The organism is Pelotalea chapellei (genome assembly GCF_018531195.1).
Classification (GTDB): Bacteria; Desulfobacterota; Desulfuromonadia; order Geobacterales; family Pseudopelobacteraceae; genus Pelotalea; species Pelotalea chapellei.
Map to the genome: position 1 here is coordinate 173,854 of NZ_JAHDYS010000003.1, position 17,281 is coordinate 191,134.

Consider the following 17,281-nt stretch of genomic DNA (forward strand, 5'->3'; position numbering starts at 1 on the left):
ACACTAAAATATTGCACTTGCACCAATAAAATAAAAATATAAATAGCTAACTGAACAAATAATTGTAAACAAAAAAGCATGTAAGCGAACTAAACCTTCATGTTGTACTGCCTTAAATATATAAAAAATCCAAAAAATGCTAAACAACTCCTTAACTCTGTAGGCAACAATAGGAAAATCTATGAATGAATAGAAACAAATAATTCCTAAAACTTGTGCATAGATCCAAAACCTTGTTGATGGTGTCATGTATTGCTGTATTGCAAGGGCTGAAATTATCCCAACGATGTCTATTAAGATAGTTGCACTGAATGGGCTTACTGATACTTCTCCAAAGCTTTTAGTGTCATATATTTGAAGTACAGAAAAATAAGGCGTTAAATATTGTAAAACTGAATGGGCCCCCAGACCAGCCACTGAGAAACAAATGATAGTTAACATCCATATTAGGTTTTCATTAGACTGATATTCACTGCTAAATCTTTCTGAAATATATAAAATTAAAAGCAATGGCAAAAGCACGAGAATAGAATAATGAGTGAGACAGGCTACTAAAAAAAATATGCACCTCAATCTCATTCCTGATAAAAGGAAAGCTATCATAACAAAACCGATAGCGATGGAGACCCGAATTTGTGTTAATTCATAAAGCGGAAAATATCTAAATAGATAAAAGCAAATGATTAGGCTGAAGCTAAACCAAGATTGTTCTATACGAGATAAAATATAGCTTTTTAGAAAAATTGAAATAATTAGAAGAAAGAAATAGACCCAAAAATTACTTATAAAAAAGCGAACCAGGATGAAAGTTAACAGCCCAAAAAAAGGTTCAATGCGATTAATAAGCAAATCATTATAATCGTAGGTACGGACTACATCAAAATAATTAACGTAGTTTTCAAAATCAACTCCAGACTCAATATAAAATAAGCCTACCAAAGCGAATAAAAGGAAAATCAAAAATGTTCTGTATCTAACACTAGTGTTTGGCGTACAGTGACCGTTAACCTTTATATCTATAGTAGAAGACATTATCTGCACTCTAAATTACTTGTTGAATCAGATTTTTTTATTTCATTATTCCATTTCAATTTAGTATCCAGACCAAAAAGTTTTTCATATGAAATAACAAATGCGATGGATCTGTTAATAACTTTAAGCATGATCAACTTCGGCCTAAGGCTTGAAGGGTGAGTAAAACGACGAAATACGTTATTCTTAAATCGGGGGTCACTTTCACCCAAGGATTCTACTGTGATTTGAAGCAACCATGCAACAAACGGAAGCGATAGTTGATCACGTTTTGCTCCTAGACAATATTCATTCCACCACTCATTCATAAAGTGGCGCATGCGATCAGTATTTTTTCTAATAATTACATTCGCCTCGAACAACCCATTATTGATTGGATATCCTTTTTTGTGATACCTGCGCATCTGTTTAGCAATATTCCAAATCCTTTCGTGCGCTATATGGGAACATGCTGCTCCCTCAGCATATATACAGTTTCTATTAGGGTGCTGATATACGAAGATATCTCCTGATGAGTGTATGGATTTACAAACCAACTGAAACAAATCGCCTACTACTTGTATGTTACCATCTATATATACCGTGACGTCATAACCTTGTAAAAAATGATGCGGATGCATCTTGATATAGCGATTCTGGTCTTTTGGTGAAAGTTCCTTCAGCGCAATAGGTATAAACTGCCACGGAGGTAGAACGCTCTGTGGACTATCCGTAAAACAAAAATATGAAATACGCTTATCTACTGAAAAAGGAACTTTTAATGAATCATACCCCTGAGTTATGCAGGTATAAACGGCAATCTTAAGTGTTGATGGAACCATAGCATCGGCTGTTGGTTTATTGGTATCCATATGCAAACCTAGCTCAATCTTAGTAGTTTAGCTAAACCTACTCGTTTAAGAACCTTAAGTGCACACTTTATCCAGATGTAAGGATGAGCAAGTATTCTTAAGACAACGACAGTTTTTAATATTGGAAATCCACGAATGAGATATTTAAATGCATCAAAAACCCCGCTTCCTTTGAAAATCAGTGAGATGTCACGATATGCTATGAGTATAAGAGTTGCATTTCCAGCACGACGAAGAGTTTTAGGAGGAATTTCAGCTGCAATTGCAGTTTGATGAACTGATCTCCATATCTCTAAGTTACTAGCCAGATCCTGCCAGCAATTGTTAAGGCTGGCATTGCTGCCATGGAGATTCCAACATCCGACAACACAATCAAGAAAAGCAACCTTTCCTGTGAGCGCCAGTCGCAATAATGATTCCCAATCAGAGCTGATAACATTCATTCGATAGAAGTCACAGTCTAAGGCGCTGGGACGATGATAAAGAGTAGCCAAATGGGAGAAATGGTACCTTGGATCGTGATACCGCAACAAAACTTCTTTTCCAGACAATATCATCGACTCAAGCTGCAACGGTTTCCGCATACCTGCGGTTGTTACTACATTACGCCGAGCAGATACAATGACAATACCTGGTTCACTATAAGCAAGTTCTATAGCTTTTTTAATAAAATCAGCATCGCTGAAATTATCATCGCCATCAAGATTGACTACCCATTCTCCAGTTGCCAACTCATATAAGGCCCTTCGATAATTTCCCACGCGACCTAAATTTCGTGAATTACGAACATAACGCAATCTAGGATCACTGAATACGGCCACCTTCTCGGCAGTATGATCTGGGGATGCATCATCAACCACAATAACTTCAAAATCCGGGTAAGTTTGTATCAAGGCGCTTGAAATTGCGTTAGATATAAAGTCTTGCTGCCCATATGTTGGTATCATAATCGATACTTTTGGAAACGGATTCATCGGCATAGTTCAAAAACCACCGTCATATTCGCTTTCTTGCCCAAATCGTCATCCTTCCTGTTTGGCCAAAAGCAGAAAGCAACCAGCTCAAAGGATACAAAACAAAATGCCACTTACCTGCATGTGCGGGGAATTCAATCATCCTTTTGCCCAGATTAGTAAAACCCTTATCGTGAAGCACATAACCCGTACTTGCTATAATATTACTTAGTACTCGCTGGTGATGAACTTTTGACAGCGTCCAACCACTGGCCTCAAGCACTTTCTCTATAGTTTGAGGGGTGAAGTGGTAAAGATGGTTTGGCAGATGTAATGAATACAATTTTTCTTTAAACAGCCGAAAATCAAAAGAACCAGAATTGGGAACCGAAAGTACCAGCCATGCATCGGGCTTGGCCCACTCGCGTAGTTTCTTCAAACAGTTGATTGGATCATGGAGGTGCTCTAGTACCATCCACCCAACAATGAGATCAAAAGGCTCACTGGGCTCTGGAGCAGTTTCAAGCGGTCCTGCATGGACCCGATAACCAAGTTCGGCTGCGGACATGGCGGCCTTAGCTGAAAATTCAACCCCTTCCACCTGCCAACCCTGTCCGACCATCTGATGCAAAAAAATACCGGAGGCACAACCGACTTCCAGCAATCTACCTGATGAAAGCTGAGGTAAGGTATTAGTATTAAATTTGAAAATCTGTCTGACCACTCGTTTGAGGAGTTTTTTAATAATTGAAGATTGGTTTTGTGTTGACTGTGGCACCAGGGTCCCCACATACGGACCATAGTCATCTGGATAATAAACTCCGATACCTTCTGGCGTGGGCCTGGGATTAGTGCGCATCAAACCACAGGTGCAGCACTTGACGATAGTAAACTCACCGGGCAGACCATGAAGCAGGTCGGAACCACTCATTATCATTTTGTCGTTTTCCCTGCAACCAAGTGGGCAAGGGAGATCTTCAAGCCTAACCGAATCAATCATTTTGTTGCCACACAGGCCCACCCAAAAGGATCATCCTTTTTCTTATCAAACCTATCAAGCCATAGAAAAATTCTCTGAAAAATACGTATAGTTACCAGTGCTACAAGTCTAACAGGAATAAGCACCATCACGGTGAAACTGCATTTTGGGTTATCTGAGTCATTTGTAGGAAAAATAGACAATGCTCTTGGCAGTTCATATGCCCATCGAACCCAAAACCCTCCGAAAGGAGTAACCTTAACGTCTTGAAAACCAGAATGTTTACAAATAGATACAATCCCAAAAGAGGTAAATCGGAAAAAATCGTAGGGTGCTTGATGAACTGGATGTGCCATAGGTACAGTCATGTAAAGCTTCCCATCAGGCTTAAGAACTCGATACATTTCCCTAACACTCTCTCTCGGCCATTCCAAATGTTCAAGAACCTGAGTACACAATACTGCATCGAAAGTTCCACTCTCAATGGGCATGTCATGTAAGGGACCAATGTAATCAAGATTTGTATAATTCCAACGACTTTCGCCCACAGCTAAATCAATTGCTTTATAGTTACAGTGGTCAAAGAATCTTTTATAAACGCACTCTCCAGCACCTGCATCTAATACAGTTGCGTTATCTGGTAGATTGTTGGCAACTTCAGCAACGAAACTCGTAACATTCCATCTTCCAATATCTCTTATCTTGCTTCTAGTCGTGAAATCCTCATTTATCATTCAAATTTCCTTTATATTTACTAAAATATTTAGAAAATGATTTTTAATTCATTTTTTTCGGTAGATACAATCAAAAACTTTGTCGAAATGATCTTTTAACGCGTTTCTAATATCACTTAAATCTGTAGATACATGCAAGAATTCTTCTAAATGATCTTCAAAGTCACCGTAAAGTAGGCCACCACTTTGCAACGAATTAACAATATTGTTGAAAACTTGGATTGGAGCGTTTACATGTTCCAAAACTTCACTACAGATGCATACATTGCAATCGGGCAATACAGGGTACAGGTTGTTTCCATCTACCTTGATAGTTGCAACATTAAGAAGATTTTCCTTGAAATAAAACTCTGCAAATCTAAGAACAACTGAATCAATATCAATCAGATAAATTTGGGTATTAGTGAATTGTCTACCTATTTCAAAGGATAAACGGCCTAAACCTGCTCCATAATCTACAACTATAGGGACTACATTTTTCTGCTCGTGCAAGAGATACAGCAAATGTTCCTGAGAGGACTTGATGTCCCTGGTAATCAATGTCTTAAGGAAATGTTTTATTTTGGTTAAAAAGGTTTTTTTTTCAAAGGAGTAAGATAGGTGCCTGAGAACATGTAAATATTCTAGCTTATCATAAAGGTTAAATAATTTAACATCATCAGCTTCTAAATAAAACATCTCATGTAAAGAATGAACATTTTCACAAAGCGACCTATATTTCTTAGAAGAGAAATCAAACCGTTCTCTAATTTCAAGATATGCTTCTCTAGTTTTTCCAATAGTTTGTGAATTTTTCTCTGATATAAATCTTACAAAAGATTCTTCAAGTGCAACCATGTTGTGCATCTTTTTCATTTTTATAGACCGCCTACTTATTGAAATTAAATGATTGTGCTAGTTTTCGGTGGATTATTTTAGCCTCGTCTAAATGAAGTATATAATTGCAGATGACATAGTACAGCAAGAATGAAACACCTATTAAAAAAGAATTAAATGAAAGATTGTCTGAGTTTAAACTAGCATAATGTAATAGGGCGGAAATTGTTAATGATACAATAGTAAATTTAAGTATAGAGGCAATGATACGTTTGCCACCACTACTATTTAATTTTTTTCTTATAATAACGGCATGCACAATAACAAAAGAGAAGTAAATAAAATAAGCCATCGGAAAAGTTAAGTATCCAAAATGCATCTTTAAAAGCATAAAACATGCAATGACATAGGCAATTGTGCTTATAGTCCCTACAATAAGAGGAGTAATTGTATCATTGAGGACATAGTAACAATTAGTTAAATTGTTAGCAGTAGAGAAAAACAAAGAAAATAGATAGATTGTAAAGACGTTACTGACAGCAATACTGTCCTCAAGACCAAAAGAACCTCTTTCATAAACAAGCCTGACAACAACAAGTCCAGATGTACTCATGATGAATATTATTGGTATTACAAAAAAAAGAACCTGCCTTATTCCTTTTGACATTATTATCTGCAACTCAGTCCATTTTTTTTCTGCAGCATATTTAGCCATAAGTGGAAAAACGGTAATAGAAATCCCTGAAGAAATAAGTTGTGGAATAACACCTAACAGTTTCTGTGCATAACCGATGTGAGATATGCTCCCATTGGGAAGCATAGAGAGGAAATAATTATCAAAAATTGGAGTCGCACGATAGATAAGCATCCCAAAAACTAAAGGCGCCATTAATTTTAATATTTTAATTACACCAGGGTGTTTAAAGTCAAAAATGAGTAGATAATTAAATCCCGGTATTTTAGAAACACTTGCTACTAATAAACAGGTTTGAATAAATGCCGCCGTCACCATTGCAAAGGCAATACTTTTAGTGCTCAAAATATTATGGAATAATGCTACATATATGATTATAAGAATGGGGCTGATTAAGTTATTTAGTGATGGTACTAGAAATTTTTGATTTGAATAATATACGCTTGACACTAAAGCATTTATGACATTAAGAACAATAATAGGAAAAAGTATGCGTAGCAATGTGACGGACTTGACTAGTTCTACATCATTAAAACCAGGTGCGAGTATCTTCATGATTGGATAAGCTAATATAACGCCCACAATACAAACAACTAAAGTAACAATGATATTTAAATTTATGAAGCTGCTAACTACTTTCCAAATTTGAGTTGGTTCTTTTGCACGATACTCTGCAAAGATGGGAATAAAAGTAAGGTTTAAGGAGCCTGATAGTACACTAGTTATAAAAAGTGGTAATGTCGTTGCTGCTAAAAAAATATCCATGTCTTGATGTGCACCAAATTTTGCAGCAATAGCAACATTACATAATAAGCCAAGACATAGCCCACACGCAGAAAGAATTGATACAACAAAAGTCGATTTAAAAATTTGACTCATCTATTCTTAACTTCACGCTGGAGCTCTTCTTGGACTAGCACCGTAACACATGAAATAGCAAGCGCACCCACTAACACAATCATGAGTATCTTTTTCCTTACAGGCTTACTCCTTCTTTCAGGTACCTTGGCCTTCTGCAAAACCTGAAACGGCGCAACTTCTTTAACTTCTGAAATCTTCGCTACTTCATACTGCTTGGTCAGCATTTCCAAAACTGCTTCCTGTATCTTAAACTCCCTCATCAACCTCAAATACTCCTGCCCAAGCTGCGGCATGTTCCCAACATTGGGAATCGAACTACTGGCCCCACCCTTCCCTTCGAGTCCAGCAATCTGCGATCTCAAGCTGGCCACCGTGGCCTTGGTCGTCTTGACTTCCTGACTAGTATCTGTGAACTGACGCTGAAACGTCCCCAGCTCCACCTCTTTTAAAGCTAGTTGGGCACGCAGCTGAGCAACACCTGCAATGGTTGCCTGTGCCTGGTCAGTTACGGAAATGGCCTTGTTTTTTGTCTGGAAAGCCTTTAGTCCGTCCTCAGCCTTACTCAGATCAGCACGAGCTTCCGCTATACGTTTTTCAAGAAACGCACGATTGTTGCCGGCACCGGTCATATTTAGACCGGAAGCCAACTTGCCCAACTCAGACACATAGGCATTGGCCATATCAGCGGCGCGTTTGGGATCTTTGTCATCAACTGCGATGGTGATTACTCCATCTTTTTTGCCTAAAGCAATAGCCGCATTTTTGTCCAAGACCTTGTAAACATCTGTCCGGTACTTTGCCTCATACACATCAAGCAGTTTGAAACGATCAATGATCGGGTCTTTCAATGTCTCGCTCTTGAGCATGGTGACATAGAGATCACCAGTTGTCTTGGCGCCAACCGCACCGCCGGCCAGTCCGGCCAACCCCCCCAGTTGAGCCATTAACGCGCCCATGCCACCCTTGTCATCATCACTGGGGATGATCATGGCCTTGGCAGTGTAGATGTTGGGCATAAAGAGGGTGATGATGGCTGTTATCACGGCAGCACCAATGGTGATGGCGGCGATCATCTTCCAACGTTTGGCAATAACTTCGAGATAATCAAGGAGAGACGGTGGTTGGGGACTAGGGGGCTGGGGTGTTTCGTTTTGCTGCATGTATGGCTCCATTAAAATCCGTGTCGCGCAGAGGCGCATAACACAGAGAGAATCAAATCAATAACAGTATCAAAAGACTAACCCTCGTTCGTATAGAGGCACATATTGGTAACAATAAATTTTTATGTTTTTCTCGGCAGTGCGCCGCGTCACAGCGTGAGGCAAAAACTTTTAAGTCAAGACAAGAGCTTTTTAGCCTCACGATTACCTCACGATTTTTAAAGCAAGAACCGCAAAAGCTTTACAACCGTTTCCTAAGCCTTTAATCCGGCTTTTTCAGGGTTTTTCGAGAGGCAAAAACTCTTGATTCAAGAACAAAGTCTTTTAGCCTCACGATTACCTCACGATTTTTAAGACTAAAATCGCAAAGCTTCACTGTTTCTCAGCCTTAAGTCCGGTCTTTTCCAGGAATTTTCGCGAGGCAAAGGCTTGTGATGTAAAGTCTAAAATATTTAGCCTCACGATTACTTCACGATTTTTTAAGGCTAAAACCGCAAAAGCTCCACATCCGTTTTATCAGCTTTAAATCAGGCTTTTTCGGGTTTTTCGAGAGGCAAAAACTCTTGATTCCAGGTTTAAGGTTTTTAGCATCACTATTTACTTCATCGGGCATTCAGCAGCTACGAATTTCCTTCTTATTTCTAAACTCTTACCAAAGTTAAGCAGTAATCCAACCTCATTCCCCGTTGCCTTTAGATAATTCTTAAGCTGTAAATCGTGAACATCTGAAAGTTTATCTACTGCTTTAAGTTCAACAATCACCCTGCCGTCAACTAAAAGATCTGCCACATAGTCACCAACTGTCTTTCCTTTGTACATTACATTAATCAGTGCCTGTGAACTGACATCTAATCCATGTTCTGTAAGTTCTTGTAGCAATGCATTTTCATAAACTTTTTCCAGGAAGCCGCTACCAAGCACATTATGCACTTCAAGTGCACAACGGATTATTTTCTCGGTCAGATCACGATGAAGAATTTCAGTAGTCATCAGATTTCCGATCCCATGCTTTTAGCCTCACCATTACTTCACGATTTTCAGACTAAAACCGCAAAAGCTCCACCGTTTCTCATTCTTAAATCCGGCTTTTTCCAGGAATTTTCGCGAGGCAAAATGTTGTGATTCTAAGCCTAAGTCTTTTTTAGCCTCACAATTGCTTCACGATTTTTAAGACTAAAACCACAAAAGCTTTACATCCTTTTGATTTTAAATCCGGCCTTTTCCAGGAATTTTCGCGAGGCAAAAACTCTTGAACTACGCCTTCCAGCCTACCTCAACCCCAGCATGACTGTGCCGGCTGTGAGCGCAATCTGGGATATGATCGTGGTGATGTCTTTAATCTCGCGCAGCCAGGCCGTGCGCTGCATGCGTTGCGGAACTACGACACTGTCGCCGGGATTCAGTTCTGTGGACATGAAACTATCAAAGAATATAAAGCTGGAGGGTGCATTCTGGCGGCTTGAGACGGAACCATCAGCCCTGATGACGTATGCTTCGTCCATGTCGGCATCTTTGGTGGCGCCACCTGACTTTTCCAGATAGTAGGTCAGTGGCTCACCTTGTTCGTGAATGATCGTGGACGTATTGTAGACCTGCCCAAACACATTGACTGAGTTGGGACGAGCCGGAACTTCCAGCACATCCCCTCCTGCCAGCTCCAGATCATGATTTGATCCCCGGAATTCATCGAGAGGTTTGAGCCGGATCACCATGCGGCCTTCGGCCTTGACCTTCTTCAGGTGCTCAACATTTCTCAAAAGGGCTTCCAAAGAAGAGCGGGTGGCTTCCAGCTCTTCCTTGGAGGTTGCTACTGAAGCCAACTCACTTTGTTTCTCGGCAATGTCCTGCTCGGTGCGGGCAAGAATTTCATCCATGCGTTTTTGCTGTTCCTGCTGCACCGATATGCGGGTAAACTTTGTCCCCGGCAGATAGGCCTTGGAAGCAAATCCGCCAGCCCTGGCAATGACAGAACTGAGGTGTTCGCCCTTATAGACAGGATATGTTCCCGGGAAAACAAACTCCCCTTTTAGCGTCACATAACGATCAGTCTCTTCCGACCAGTTTGGAATGCGCCTGATAGTTAACTCGTCAAATGGTTCAAGCGGGATATTGGCCTTGGGATCCTCAGCCAGCACTTTTTCGACGTCAATGGTTATGGGGTAGGAAACAACTGATTCACCGCTTTTACGAATGCGAGCGATTTCTGCGCTTTTCAGATAGGCGGTCAGCTTCGGGTTGCCTGCCATAATTAGCAGATCGCGAACGGCCATGTTCTTGAACAGACGATACTCTCCCGGCCTTTGTACTTCCCCCCCAATCCGTACTTTGGGCAATTCTTCCATTTCAACACGTGAAAATATTCGTACCGTATCAAACTCAGTGAGGCTGATGTCATGGGCTGGATCACCGGCCAGAGCCTTGGCAGGGTTGAAAATAATCTTCTCGGGATGCAGGTCGGGAGGAACCAGTCGGGTAAGTTCACCCGCCTCGCGATAGTATTCGGGCAGAATGTTATCCGGCAACAGGAGGTTGCTGATTTTTAGACCCGGTTTCAAGGCATAGTCCCCTGGCCGCAACACATATCCTTCCAGGCGAACCTGATCCCGCTGAGTATTGTCGATGGGGAAGATTCTGACCAGGTCAAGATCACGAACCGGTATTGTCTGTGCTACAGAATCAGGAGCGGACTCGGCTTTTTTTGTATCAAGGTTGAAATCACTGATGGTTTTGCGAGTATGGGCTTCGATACGAGATATCTGCACTCTCTGCAAATAGCCGGTGGGAAGCAGACCGCCAGCCAGATTTAAAAGATCATGGAGATTTTTCTCGTTGCGCAACTCGTATATTGCCGGGCGTCTGACGTTGCCGGCAATACCGGCAATGGGACCAATAACCGGCACGAACAACGTATCTCCAGGCTGCAGTCGCACGTCGCGGCTTTTGTCGCCGCTCAGGAAGAAATCATACAGATCGAGTGTTTCTACCAGTTTGCCGCCACGCCGGATCGAGATATTTCGCAAGCTGCCGCTTTTAAGCGGACCGCCGGCTGCGCTTAAGGCATTGATAACGGTAGAAAGCGAATTCAGATTGTAGTCTCCCGGATTGGCAACTTCTCCCACGACGTACACCTTGATGACCTTGAGCTTGCCCATGGTGACGCTGACATTGAAATCCCGGAATACTTTGGCCAGATTGTTGCGAATCAGTTGTGGCAGGCGCTCGTATGTAACTCCCCACACCTTGAGGGGGCCGATGCGAGGGAGCTGAATCTCTCCGTTGCGATTAACCTCAAGCGGATAGGTACCTTCGAGGCTGCCCCAGGCGGAAACGATGATGGTGTCGCCAGGGCCGACAATGTAATCCGGGCCAACCGGAATGTCAGTAAGAGGCGCGAACAGATCACCAGAACGGAAGAAATTATAACCGAACTGACGGAGTTGACCGGTCTTGAAATGCTGGGATTTATCCGTCTCTACGACAGGGTCGTCGCCACTACTCATGGCTTTTTCTATTGCAGAAACCGGAATATCTACTGGAACAGGTGCGGGTGGAACTGGCGTTGGTTGAAGAGACGTTGGTGGAACAGACGTTGATAAACCTGAATCTTGTGGAACGGGGCTCAACGAAGCGGGTGCCATGCCCTTCTCAGCAAACCCGCTTTTATCTGTCTTGATGGCATTGACAGAGGCAGGAGGGGAATTTAACGGCAATGGTGAGGTAAGATTCTGGGGCGGCATCTTAGATGGAGCGAATGGCGAGGTAGCGGAAGGAGGTGCGCTGCCCCCTGGCACTTCTTTTCTCGTCGTACTTTCTCCATAAACCACCCCGCCATAAACTGCAAACATTAACGAAAACGAATATATAACCTTTATAATGTGCCTACCCACAGAAACTCCTTTTTGTCAACTTGAGAAGCTAAATATTAATCGTTCTCGACCCAAAAAGTAAACATTAAACTTGAAAATGTTGCCGGTTTTCTTTATGGTGGTGCCGGTCTTAATTAGCACCTGCAACTGCTCGTCCGATTCACGCCACAGCCGCAAGAAGGGCCGTATCATGCCAACCATCAAATTGTGTCACGTCCTGCTGACCTCATTGTCAATATCTCTGCTGGTGCTGCCACACATATATTCCCTTGCCGAAAAAATCGGCGGCGTAGATCTTCCGGACAACCATCGCAAGGTTCACAAAAGCGCCACACCCCGCCTTGGTGGCATCGCCATTGTAGCAGCAATGATGATTTCTTTGACTTTTTTCTGTTCAACACGACCACTCTATCAGGGATTTCTTGCAGGCTCGGTGATCATTTTTTTGATCGGCTTCATCGATGATATGAAGCAATTGACATCCCGGCAGAAACTGGTAGGGCAGATTATGGGTGTAACTACCGGCGTGGTGCTCGGGAACAATTACCTGACCAGCCTGGGAGACCTGCTGGGGCTGGGTGAGATTACCTTTCCACCAATTGTCGGCATCCCTTTAACGGTCATCTGCATCGTAGGGGTAGTGAATGCCATTAATATGATTGACGGTCTGGACGGACTGGCAGGTGGCATTGCCGCCATTGCCAGCATTGCTTTTGCCTTGCTTGCCTTTTCCAGCGGAAACACTCAGGTTCTCAAGATCAGCGTAGCGCTGCTCGGAGCGGTACTCGGTTTTCTGACCCACAACTCCTATCCGGCACGGTTGTTCATGGGAGACGCCGGCAGCAACCTGATCGGTTTCACCCTCGGAATGCTGGCAGTTGCCCTGCCCTCAACTGATAAAATTTCTCCGGTTGCTCCGCTGATCATTCTTGCGGTTCCCATACTGGATACCCTGTATGTCATGATCAGCAGGATGCACAAACAGAAGGGCATCATGAGTGCAGATCGGGCGCACCTGCATCACCGTCTGCTTGATCTTGGCCTTAGCCATAAATCAACTGTGCGTGTGATCCACGTCTGCTCGGCTTTCATGGCGGCAATTGCAGTTATTGCCTACAATGCTTCCGATTATTCCCTGATGGCCTTTATCTTTTTTGGCACCATCTTGTTTTATGGCGGCTTATACATGGTTACGCGCTATTTTTCTCTTCGCGCCACTGTTATCGCCGAAGAATGTCCCGAACCTTCCTTGTCTACCCGCAACTGAAATCCCGCATTCCAGGTTCCACAAACGTCTAATCTCGCTTAAATCCTGAATCGAAAACACGCAGAGAATAACCTGAAGTTAAAACTGATCCAGCCGCAAAACTTCCTCGAAAAGACCGTATTTGAAACTGAAACCATAGATTTCCCTAAGGCTCCGGTTCTCTCTGCGTTTTCCGCGGCCTGCTTAGAGGCACCTACTTCTGGCTGCATAATAAATGATTGGATGCTTTAAAGGTTATCTCACTCAGAGGCGCAGAGTAGCGCAGAGTAGCGCAGAGAAAAGCTTGAAGCAAAAGCTGGTTCAGCCTCACGCAACTTCTTCGAAATGGCCGCATATGAATCGTGAGAATCATGAATGTGATAAAGTTATACTCGGGTTCCCTCTGCATTCTCCGCGGGGTCTGCGTGAATAAAGGGTTAGAGACGACTACTCTACGAGATAGCACTGAGTATCTCAATCGGGCCTACTGCAGTTCCTGTCATCATCGAAATTCGAGGTTCCTGTCCACTTATTCCCACGTTCAGCCCTACTGATCTCTGCCACCCCACTTCATTCCCCCTGCAAATCTATTGGCAAGGCTTAAAACCGGATAAATGAATAAAAGACCTAAGTCATAGTCCCTTTCTTAAAATTGCATCTTTGGATACATAAGTTGTTTGCAACCAATAATTTTAACTCATAAAGGTATGTTATTGATATTATTATTGATTTAATGGATAAAAGTTTTGGTCCCTTTTATGCATTGTTTTAATCTCATTCTAAAAAAGGAGGGTTTAACAGATGTTAAAACAGCTATTCCGAACATTAACAATCCTTCTGTTTGTAATTGCCTATGAAACAGGCAACGCACAGGCAGCCCTGCTGGACGTGGGACCAACCGTACCTGAGGTAATCGGCAGTACGGAACCAAATCTGGGACACGGTTTCCCGCTCTGGTACCGGGATACGAACCGTGTGCCGCTTCAGCTCTGTACCGATCGGTTAAGCGGGTTCTGCCTGACAGCTGAACCCAATCCTGCAGCTCCCCTGAGCTTCCCCAACAATCTTGGGGATGAACTCTTTTACTGGGTTGGCGATGCAGCGATCACCACAATACCCAACGCAAAAAGGGCTCTTTTAGTACAAGCAATCGAGTCTGCCTTCTCTACCGGTAATGTTGTTTCGGGTGCGCAGGTCACCTTTGCCAGGATCAGGATTCGCTTCGACCCCCTTCCTGAGGCTGGCATATATACTGTTACCACCCCCTTTAAACAATTTGTTTTCAATGTACCTGCAAATGCACTTGAAATTAACCACACCGAAGATATCGGCATTGCGGAAGGTGGCGTATTTACCGGAGCACTTCACGGCAGTATCGGTCCCTTCCTGTATTGCTCCGATCCTCTGAGGCGTCCGGCCGGGTTCATTGGAGATGGTGCTCCATGTGTAGTTTCAGGCAGTACCTATACTCCCCCGGGTAATCCACCGAACGGGCTAAATTTTCCCGCCAATTACTTCCGTATTCAGGGTCCCAATGGATTTGATCATTCCACTAATCTTTTCAGCGTGAATGGCAAACTCTACACCGACCCGATTCCCACGCCTCTGGCAGCAGAAAAAGTCACCTATGCCCGTGAAGTTGGTGGGGTGCAGGCTAGTGTCTTTGCCATTACTGATGCAATGTCGAATCAAAAAGTTGGAGGACCGGCATTTCCCGGTCAATTCAACCTTGCAAATATTCCTTCTTCCTTGCAATTGACGGGTACGGATATTCCGACTCTCAATCTGTCAACCAACAATCCAAGGGACAGCAAATTTTATGCTTCAACTGATCTGTTTCCATTACCGGGTGCACTACCAGCAACGGTTACCTTGACCAATACTGCCGATGTTCCGTCAACAGCCAAGGTTGTACCGCTTGTTGACGGGGTTGTCGTAACGGAAACAAGTTATTCACATGCAACGCATACTTTAAAAGTGGCTGCCATCTCACAAGACAAAGTTAATTCACCTGCCTTGGAAGTATTCATGATCGATGAGACAGTGCTTCCTGACAAAAAAGTTTTACTGGGGTCGATAGAAGGCGGGCAACTCAGTGTCTCATTTCCGGCAACCATCGGCGGTAAAACCTATAACATACCACCATCTACCATTCTGGTGACATCTGCTGCAGGGGGATCCGCCACGGCACCTGTTAATGTGCTGCTGCCACCAACAGCACCAATAGCCAATAATGATGCTGTTAGCACTCCCTACCTCACACCTGTCACGATTGATGTTCTTGCAAACGACACAACCAGCGGTGCCTTGAATCCTGCAACACTGGCAATCACGGCACAGCAGAATGGCACTGCAATTATCCAGAATGGCACAGTAGGGTTTACTCCTGCTGCAGCATTCTCAGGAGCGGCTTCATTTACCTATACCGTCAAGGACGTACTCAATCAAATTTCGAATATCGCCACTGTAACTGTTACTATCAATGCACCGCTGCCAGCGGTTACAAACGTCACAGTTTCGCCCAACCTGCCGTCTCCGCATCCATCGGGAACCGGAGTTCTGTTCACTGCCGCGGCCCAGGGATCTTCCAATTACCTGTTCCGCTTTCTGCTGAATGGCAATGAAGTCCAACCTTTTGGACCGTCCGCAACCTGGACCATGTCGGCAGCCACTCCGCCTGGGAATCACCAGATAGGGGTTGAAGTAAAAACCAATCCGTTGACAGCGTCCGACAGGGCAACCACCTTGGCGTATCAGGTGAGTGCTGTCATTAGCAAATCTCCCGGCGCTAACGGCACCATCACTGGACCCGCAACAGTACCCTACGGCACTGCAGCAACATTTACAATTACACCAAGTGCTGGTTTTCATGTAGCTGATGTGCAGATTAATGGTGTCAGCGTCGGTGCTGTTACCAGCCACACCATCTCTTCAGTAATTGCAAACACAACTGTTTCAGCAACCTTCTCTGATTCGCAGATAATCTGGAGAAATTCTGCGACAGGACAGGATCAGATATGGTTTATGAACGGCGCTGCGATTGCGGCCACAAAATCATTTCAGACGCTCAATGATCCGAATTGGCAGATTGTGGGAAGAGGAGACTTCAATAATGACGCCAGATCAGATCTTCTTTGGAGAAATGTCTCTGACGGACAAAACGCCGTCTGGCACATGGACGGTGTCGTCCGTACGGGATCTGCCATTCCTCCTGCATTAGCTGACCAGAACTGGAAAGTGGTGGCAGTGGGAGATTCCAACGGTGATGGCAAACCAGATATTTACTGGAGAAATTACTCCAATGGCCAGAATAGTGTTTGGTACATGGACGGTGCAATCCGTACAGGATCTGCTTATTTTCCTCCAACGCCTGACCTAAATTGGGAAATTGTTGGAGTAGGTGATTCAAACGGTGACGGAAAAACAGATATATTTTGGAGGAATATAGCAAATGGCCAAAATAGTGTTTGGTATATGGATGGTATAACTCGAATAGGTTCTGCTATACTTTCAAATTTAACTGACCTCAATTGGCGAATATTTGGGGTAAGAGATTACAACGGTGACAGAAAGCCCGACCTGTTATGGAGAAATGTCTCCAACGGACAAAATGCTATCTGGTACATGGATGGTATAACGCGTACTGGCTCTGCTCAACTTCCATCTTTGGTTGATCAGAATTGGAAAATAGTGGGGCATTAAAATTTAATAAATGTATTAGAAACTAAACCCCCGCTGATTGCCAAATCGCTATCAGCGGGGGTTTAACGTAATTCAGCATCCTCTGGTTATCAATTTTATGCTGTCCATGGGTTGCGGTTGTGGCCAGCAACGCTCCTGATCATTTCCTGATGACTTTTATGGCTGTCGGAACAGTCCTGTTCTACAGCGCCTTGCATGCAGCCTCACGCTACTTCCCCCCGCCCTTCTACTGTTTCCGATGAATGTGCTGAACTCTCTCTGATACCGGCAACTGATCACCCCGAAAAACCTGAAGCTTCAACTTCACGAGAATCATCGAAAAAGCCGTTGATTCTGATCAGGAAGTAATCGCGAAGCTAAAGGTGGGGTTTCCAAGAGGTTTTGTTG

The 17,281-nt window shown here is 43.5% G+C and carries 13 protein-coding genes; 3 read left to right on the forward strand and 10 right to left on the reverse strand.

What is annotated here, in order from left to right; all coding sequences use genetic code 11:
* Positions 1-3 precede the first annotated feature (3 nt).
* The 10 genes from KJB30_RS04155 to KJB30_RS04200 form a co-directional block, all read right to left on the reverse strand.
* On the reverse strand, positions 4-1,032 hold the full coding sequence (locus KJB30_RS04155; protein WP_214296678.1) for an EpsG family protein: 1,029 nt from the start codon (positions 1,030-1,032) through the stop codon (positions 4-6).
* On the reverse strand, positions 1,032-1,883 hold the full coding sequence (locus KJB30_RS04160) for a glycosyltransferase domain-containing protein (RefSeq protein ID WP_214296679.1): 852 nt from the start codon (positions 1,881-1,883) through the stop codon (positions 1,032-1,034). Before KJB30_RS04160 ends, KJB30_RS04155 begins: the two co-directional genes overlap by 1 nt.
* A gap of 8 nt (positions 1,884-1,891) precedes the next feature.
* The gene (locus KJB30_RS04165) at positions 1,892-2,863 is read right to left on the reverse strand and encodes a glycosyltransferase family 2 protein (RefSeq protein ID WP_214296680.1); all 972 of its coding nucleotides are present in this window, start codon (positions 2,861-2,863) and stop codon (positions 1,892-1,894) included.
* Between the two features lie 16 nt (positions 2,864-2,879).
* The gene (locus KJB30_RS04170) at positions 2,880-3,836 is read right to left on the reverse strand and encodes a class I SAM-dependent methyltransferase (protein WP_214296681.1); all 957 of its coding nucleotides are present in this window, start codon (positions 3,834-3,836) and stop codon (positions 2,880-2,882) included.
* The gene (locus KJB30_RS04175; RefSeq protein ID WP_214296682.1) at positions 3,833-4,549 is read right to left on the reverse strand and encodes a class I SAM-dependent methyltransferase; all 717 of its coding nucleotides are present in this window, start codon (positions 4,547-4,549) and stop codon (positions 3,833-3,835) included. Before KJB30_RS04175 ends, KJB30_RS04170 begins: the two co-directional genes overlap by 4 nt.
* A 48-nt stretch (positions 4,550-4,597) precedes the next feature.
* Positions 4,598-5,404 carry a class I SAM-dependent methyltransferase gene (locus KJB30_RS04180; RefSeq protein WP_214296683.1) on the reverse strand — a complete coding sequence of 269 codons (807 nt, stop codon included), beginning with the start codon at positions 5,402-5,404 and terminating at the stop codon, positions 4,598-4,600.
* Between the two features lie 13 nt (positions 5,405-5,417).
* The gene (gene murJ / locus KJB30_RS04185) at positions 5,418-6,938 is read right to left on the reverse strand and encodes a murein biosynthesis integral membrane protein MurJ (protein WP_214296684.1); all 1,521 of its coding nucleotides are present in this window, start codon (positions 6,936-6,938) and stop codon (positions 5,418-5,420) included.
* Positions 6,935-8,080: a GumC family protein gene (locus KJB30_RS04190; protein ID WP_246545490.1), complete on the reverse strand. Its 1,146-nt coding sequence runs from the start codon at positions 8,078-8,080 to the stop codon at positions 6,935-6,937. The genes murJ and KJB30_RS04190 overlap by 4 nt, the downstream gene beginning before the upstream one ends.
* A 597-nt stretch (positions 8,081-8,677) precedes the next feature.
* The gene (locus KJB30_RS04195; protein WP_214296686.1) at positions 8,678-9,070 is read right to left on the reverse strand and encodes a GxxExxY protein; all 393 of its coding nucleotides are present in this window, start codon (positions 9,068-9,070) and stop codon (positions 8,678-8,680) included.
* Positions 9,071-9,348: 278 nt separating this feature from the next.
* Positions 9,349-11,580: an SLBB domain-containing protein gene (locus KJB30_RS04200; protein ID WP_246545491.1), complete on the reverse strand. Its 2,232-nt coding sequence runs from the start codon at positions 11,578-11,580 to the stop codon at positions 9,349-9,351.
* An 11-nt stretch (positions 11,581-11,591) separates the two neighbouring features.
* Here KJB30_RS04200 and KJB30_RS17960 point away from each other — a divergent pair, with 11 nt between their 5' ends.
* The 3 genes from KJB30_RS17960 to KJB30_RS04210 all read left to right on the forward strand — a co-directional run bounded on the left by KJB30_RS17960 (position 11,592) and on the right by KJB30_RS04210 (position 16,894).
* The gene (locus KJB30_RS17960; RefSeq protein WP_246545492.1) at positions 11,592-11,753 is read left to right on the forward strand and encodes a hypothetical protein; all 162 of its coding nucleotides are present in this window, start codon (positions 11,592-11,594) and stop codon (positions 11,751-11,753) included.
* A gap of 383 nt (positions 11,754-12,136) precedes the next feature.
* Entirely contained in the window at positions 12,137-13,213 is a 1,077-nt protein-coding gene (locus KJB30_RS04205) for an MraY family glycosyltransferase (RefSeq protein WP_214296687.1), read from the forward strand.
* Between the two features lie 780 nt (positions 13,214-13,993).
* Positions 13,994-16,894 carry an FG-GAP-like repeat-containing protein gene (locus KJB30_RS04210; protein ID WP_214296688.1) on the forward strand — a complete coding sequence of 967 codons (2,901 nt, stop codon included), beginning with the start codon at positions 13,994-13,996 and terminating at the stop codon, positions 16,892-16,894.
* Positions 16,895-17,281 lie beyond the last annotated feature (387 nt).

What these genes read in the sequence shown, in the direction of transcription:
- KJB30_RS04195 (WP_214296686.1), bottom strand. Translation starts at nt 9,070, where the DNA reads ATGACTACTGAAATTCTTCATCGTGATCTGACCGAGAAAATAATCCGT.
- KJB30_RS04210 (WP_214296688.1), top strand. Translation starts at nt 13,994, where the DNA reads ATGTTAAAACAGCTATTCCGAACATTAACAATCCTTCTGTTTGTAATT.
- KJB30_RS04190 (WP_246545490.1), bottom strand. Translation starts at nt 8,080, where the DNA reads ATGCAGCAAAACGAAACACCCCAGCCCCCTAGTCCCCAACCACCGTCT.
- KJB30_RS04165 (WP_214296680.1), bottom strand. Translation starts at nt 2,863, where the DNA reads ATGCCGATGAATCCGTTTCCAAAAGTATCGATTATGATACCAACATAT.
- murJ (WP_214296684.1), bottom strand. Translation starts at nt 6,938, where the DNA reads ATGAGTCAAATTTTTAAATCGACTTTTGTTGTATCAATTCTTTCTGCG.
- KJB30_RS04170 (WP_214296681.1), bottom strand. Translation starts at nt 3,836, where the DNA reads ATGATTGATTCGGTTAGGCTTGAAGATCTCCCTTGCCCACTTGGTTGC.
- KJB30_RS04205 (WP_214296687.1), top strand. Translation starts at nt 12,137, where the DNA reads ATGCCAACCATCAAATTGTGTCACGTCCTGCTGACCTCATTGTCAATA.
- KJB30_RS04160 (WP_214296679.1), bottom strand. Translation starts at nt 1,883, where the DNA reads ATGGATACCAATAAACCAACAGCCGATGCTATGGTTCCATCAACACTT.
- KJB30_RS04175 (WP_214296682.1), bottom strand. Translation starts at nt 4,549, where the DNA reads ATGATAAATGAGGATTTCACGACTAGAAGCAAGATAAGAGATATTGGA.
- KJB30_RS04200 (WP_246545491.1), bottom strand. Translation starts at nt 11,580, where the DNA reads ATGAGTAGTGGCGACGACCCTGTCGTAGAGACGGATAAATCCCAGCAT.
- KJB30_RS04155 (WP_214296678.1), bottom strand. Translation starts at nt 1,032, where the DNA reads ATGTCTTCTACTATAGATATAAAGGTTAACGGTCACTGTACGCCAAAC.
- KJB30_RS04180 (WP_214296683.1), bottom strand. Translation starts at nt 5,404, where the DNA reads ATGAAAAAGATGCACAACATGGTTGCACTTGAAGAATCTTTTGTAAGA.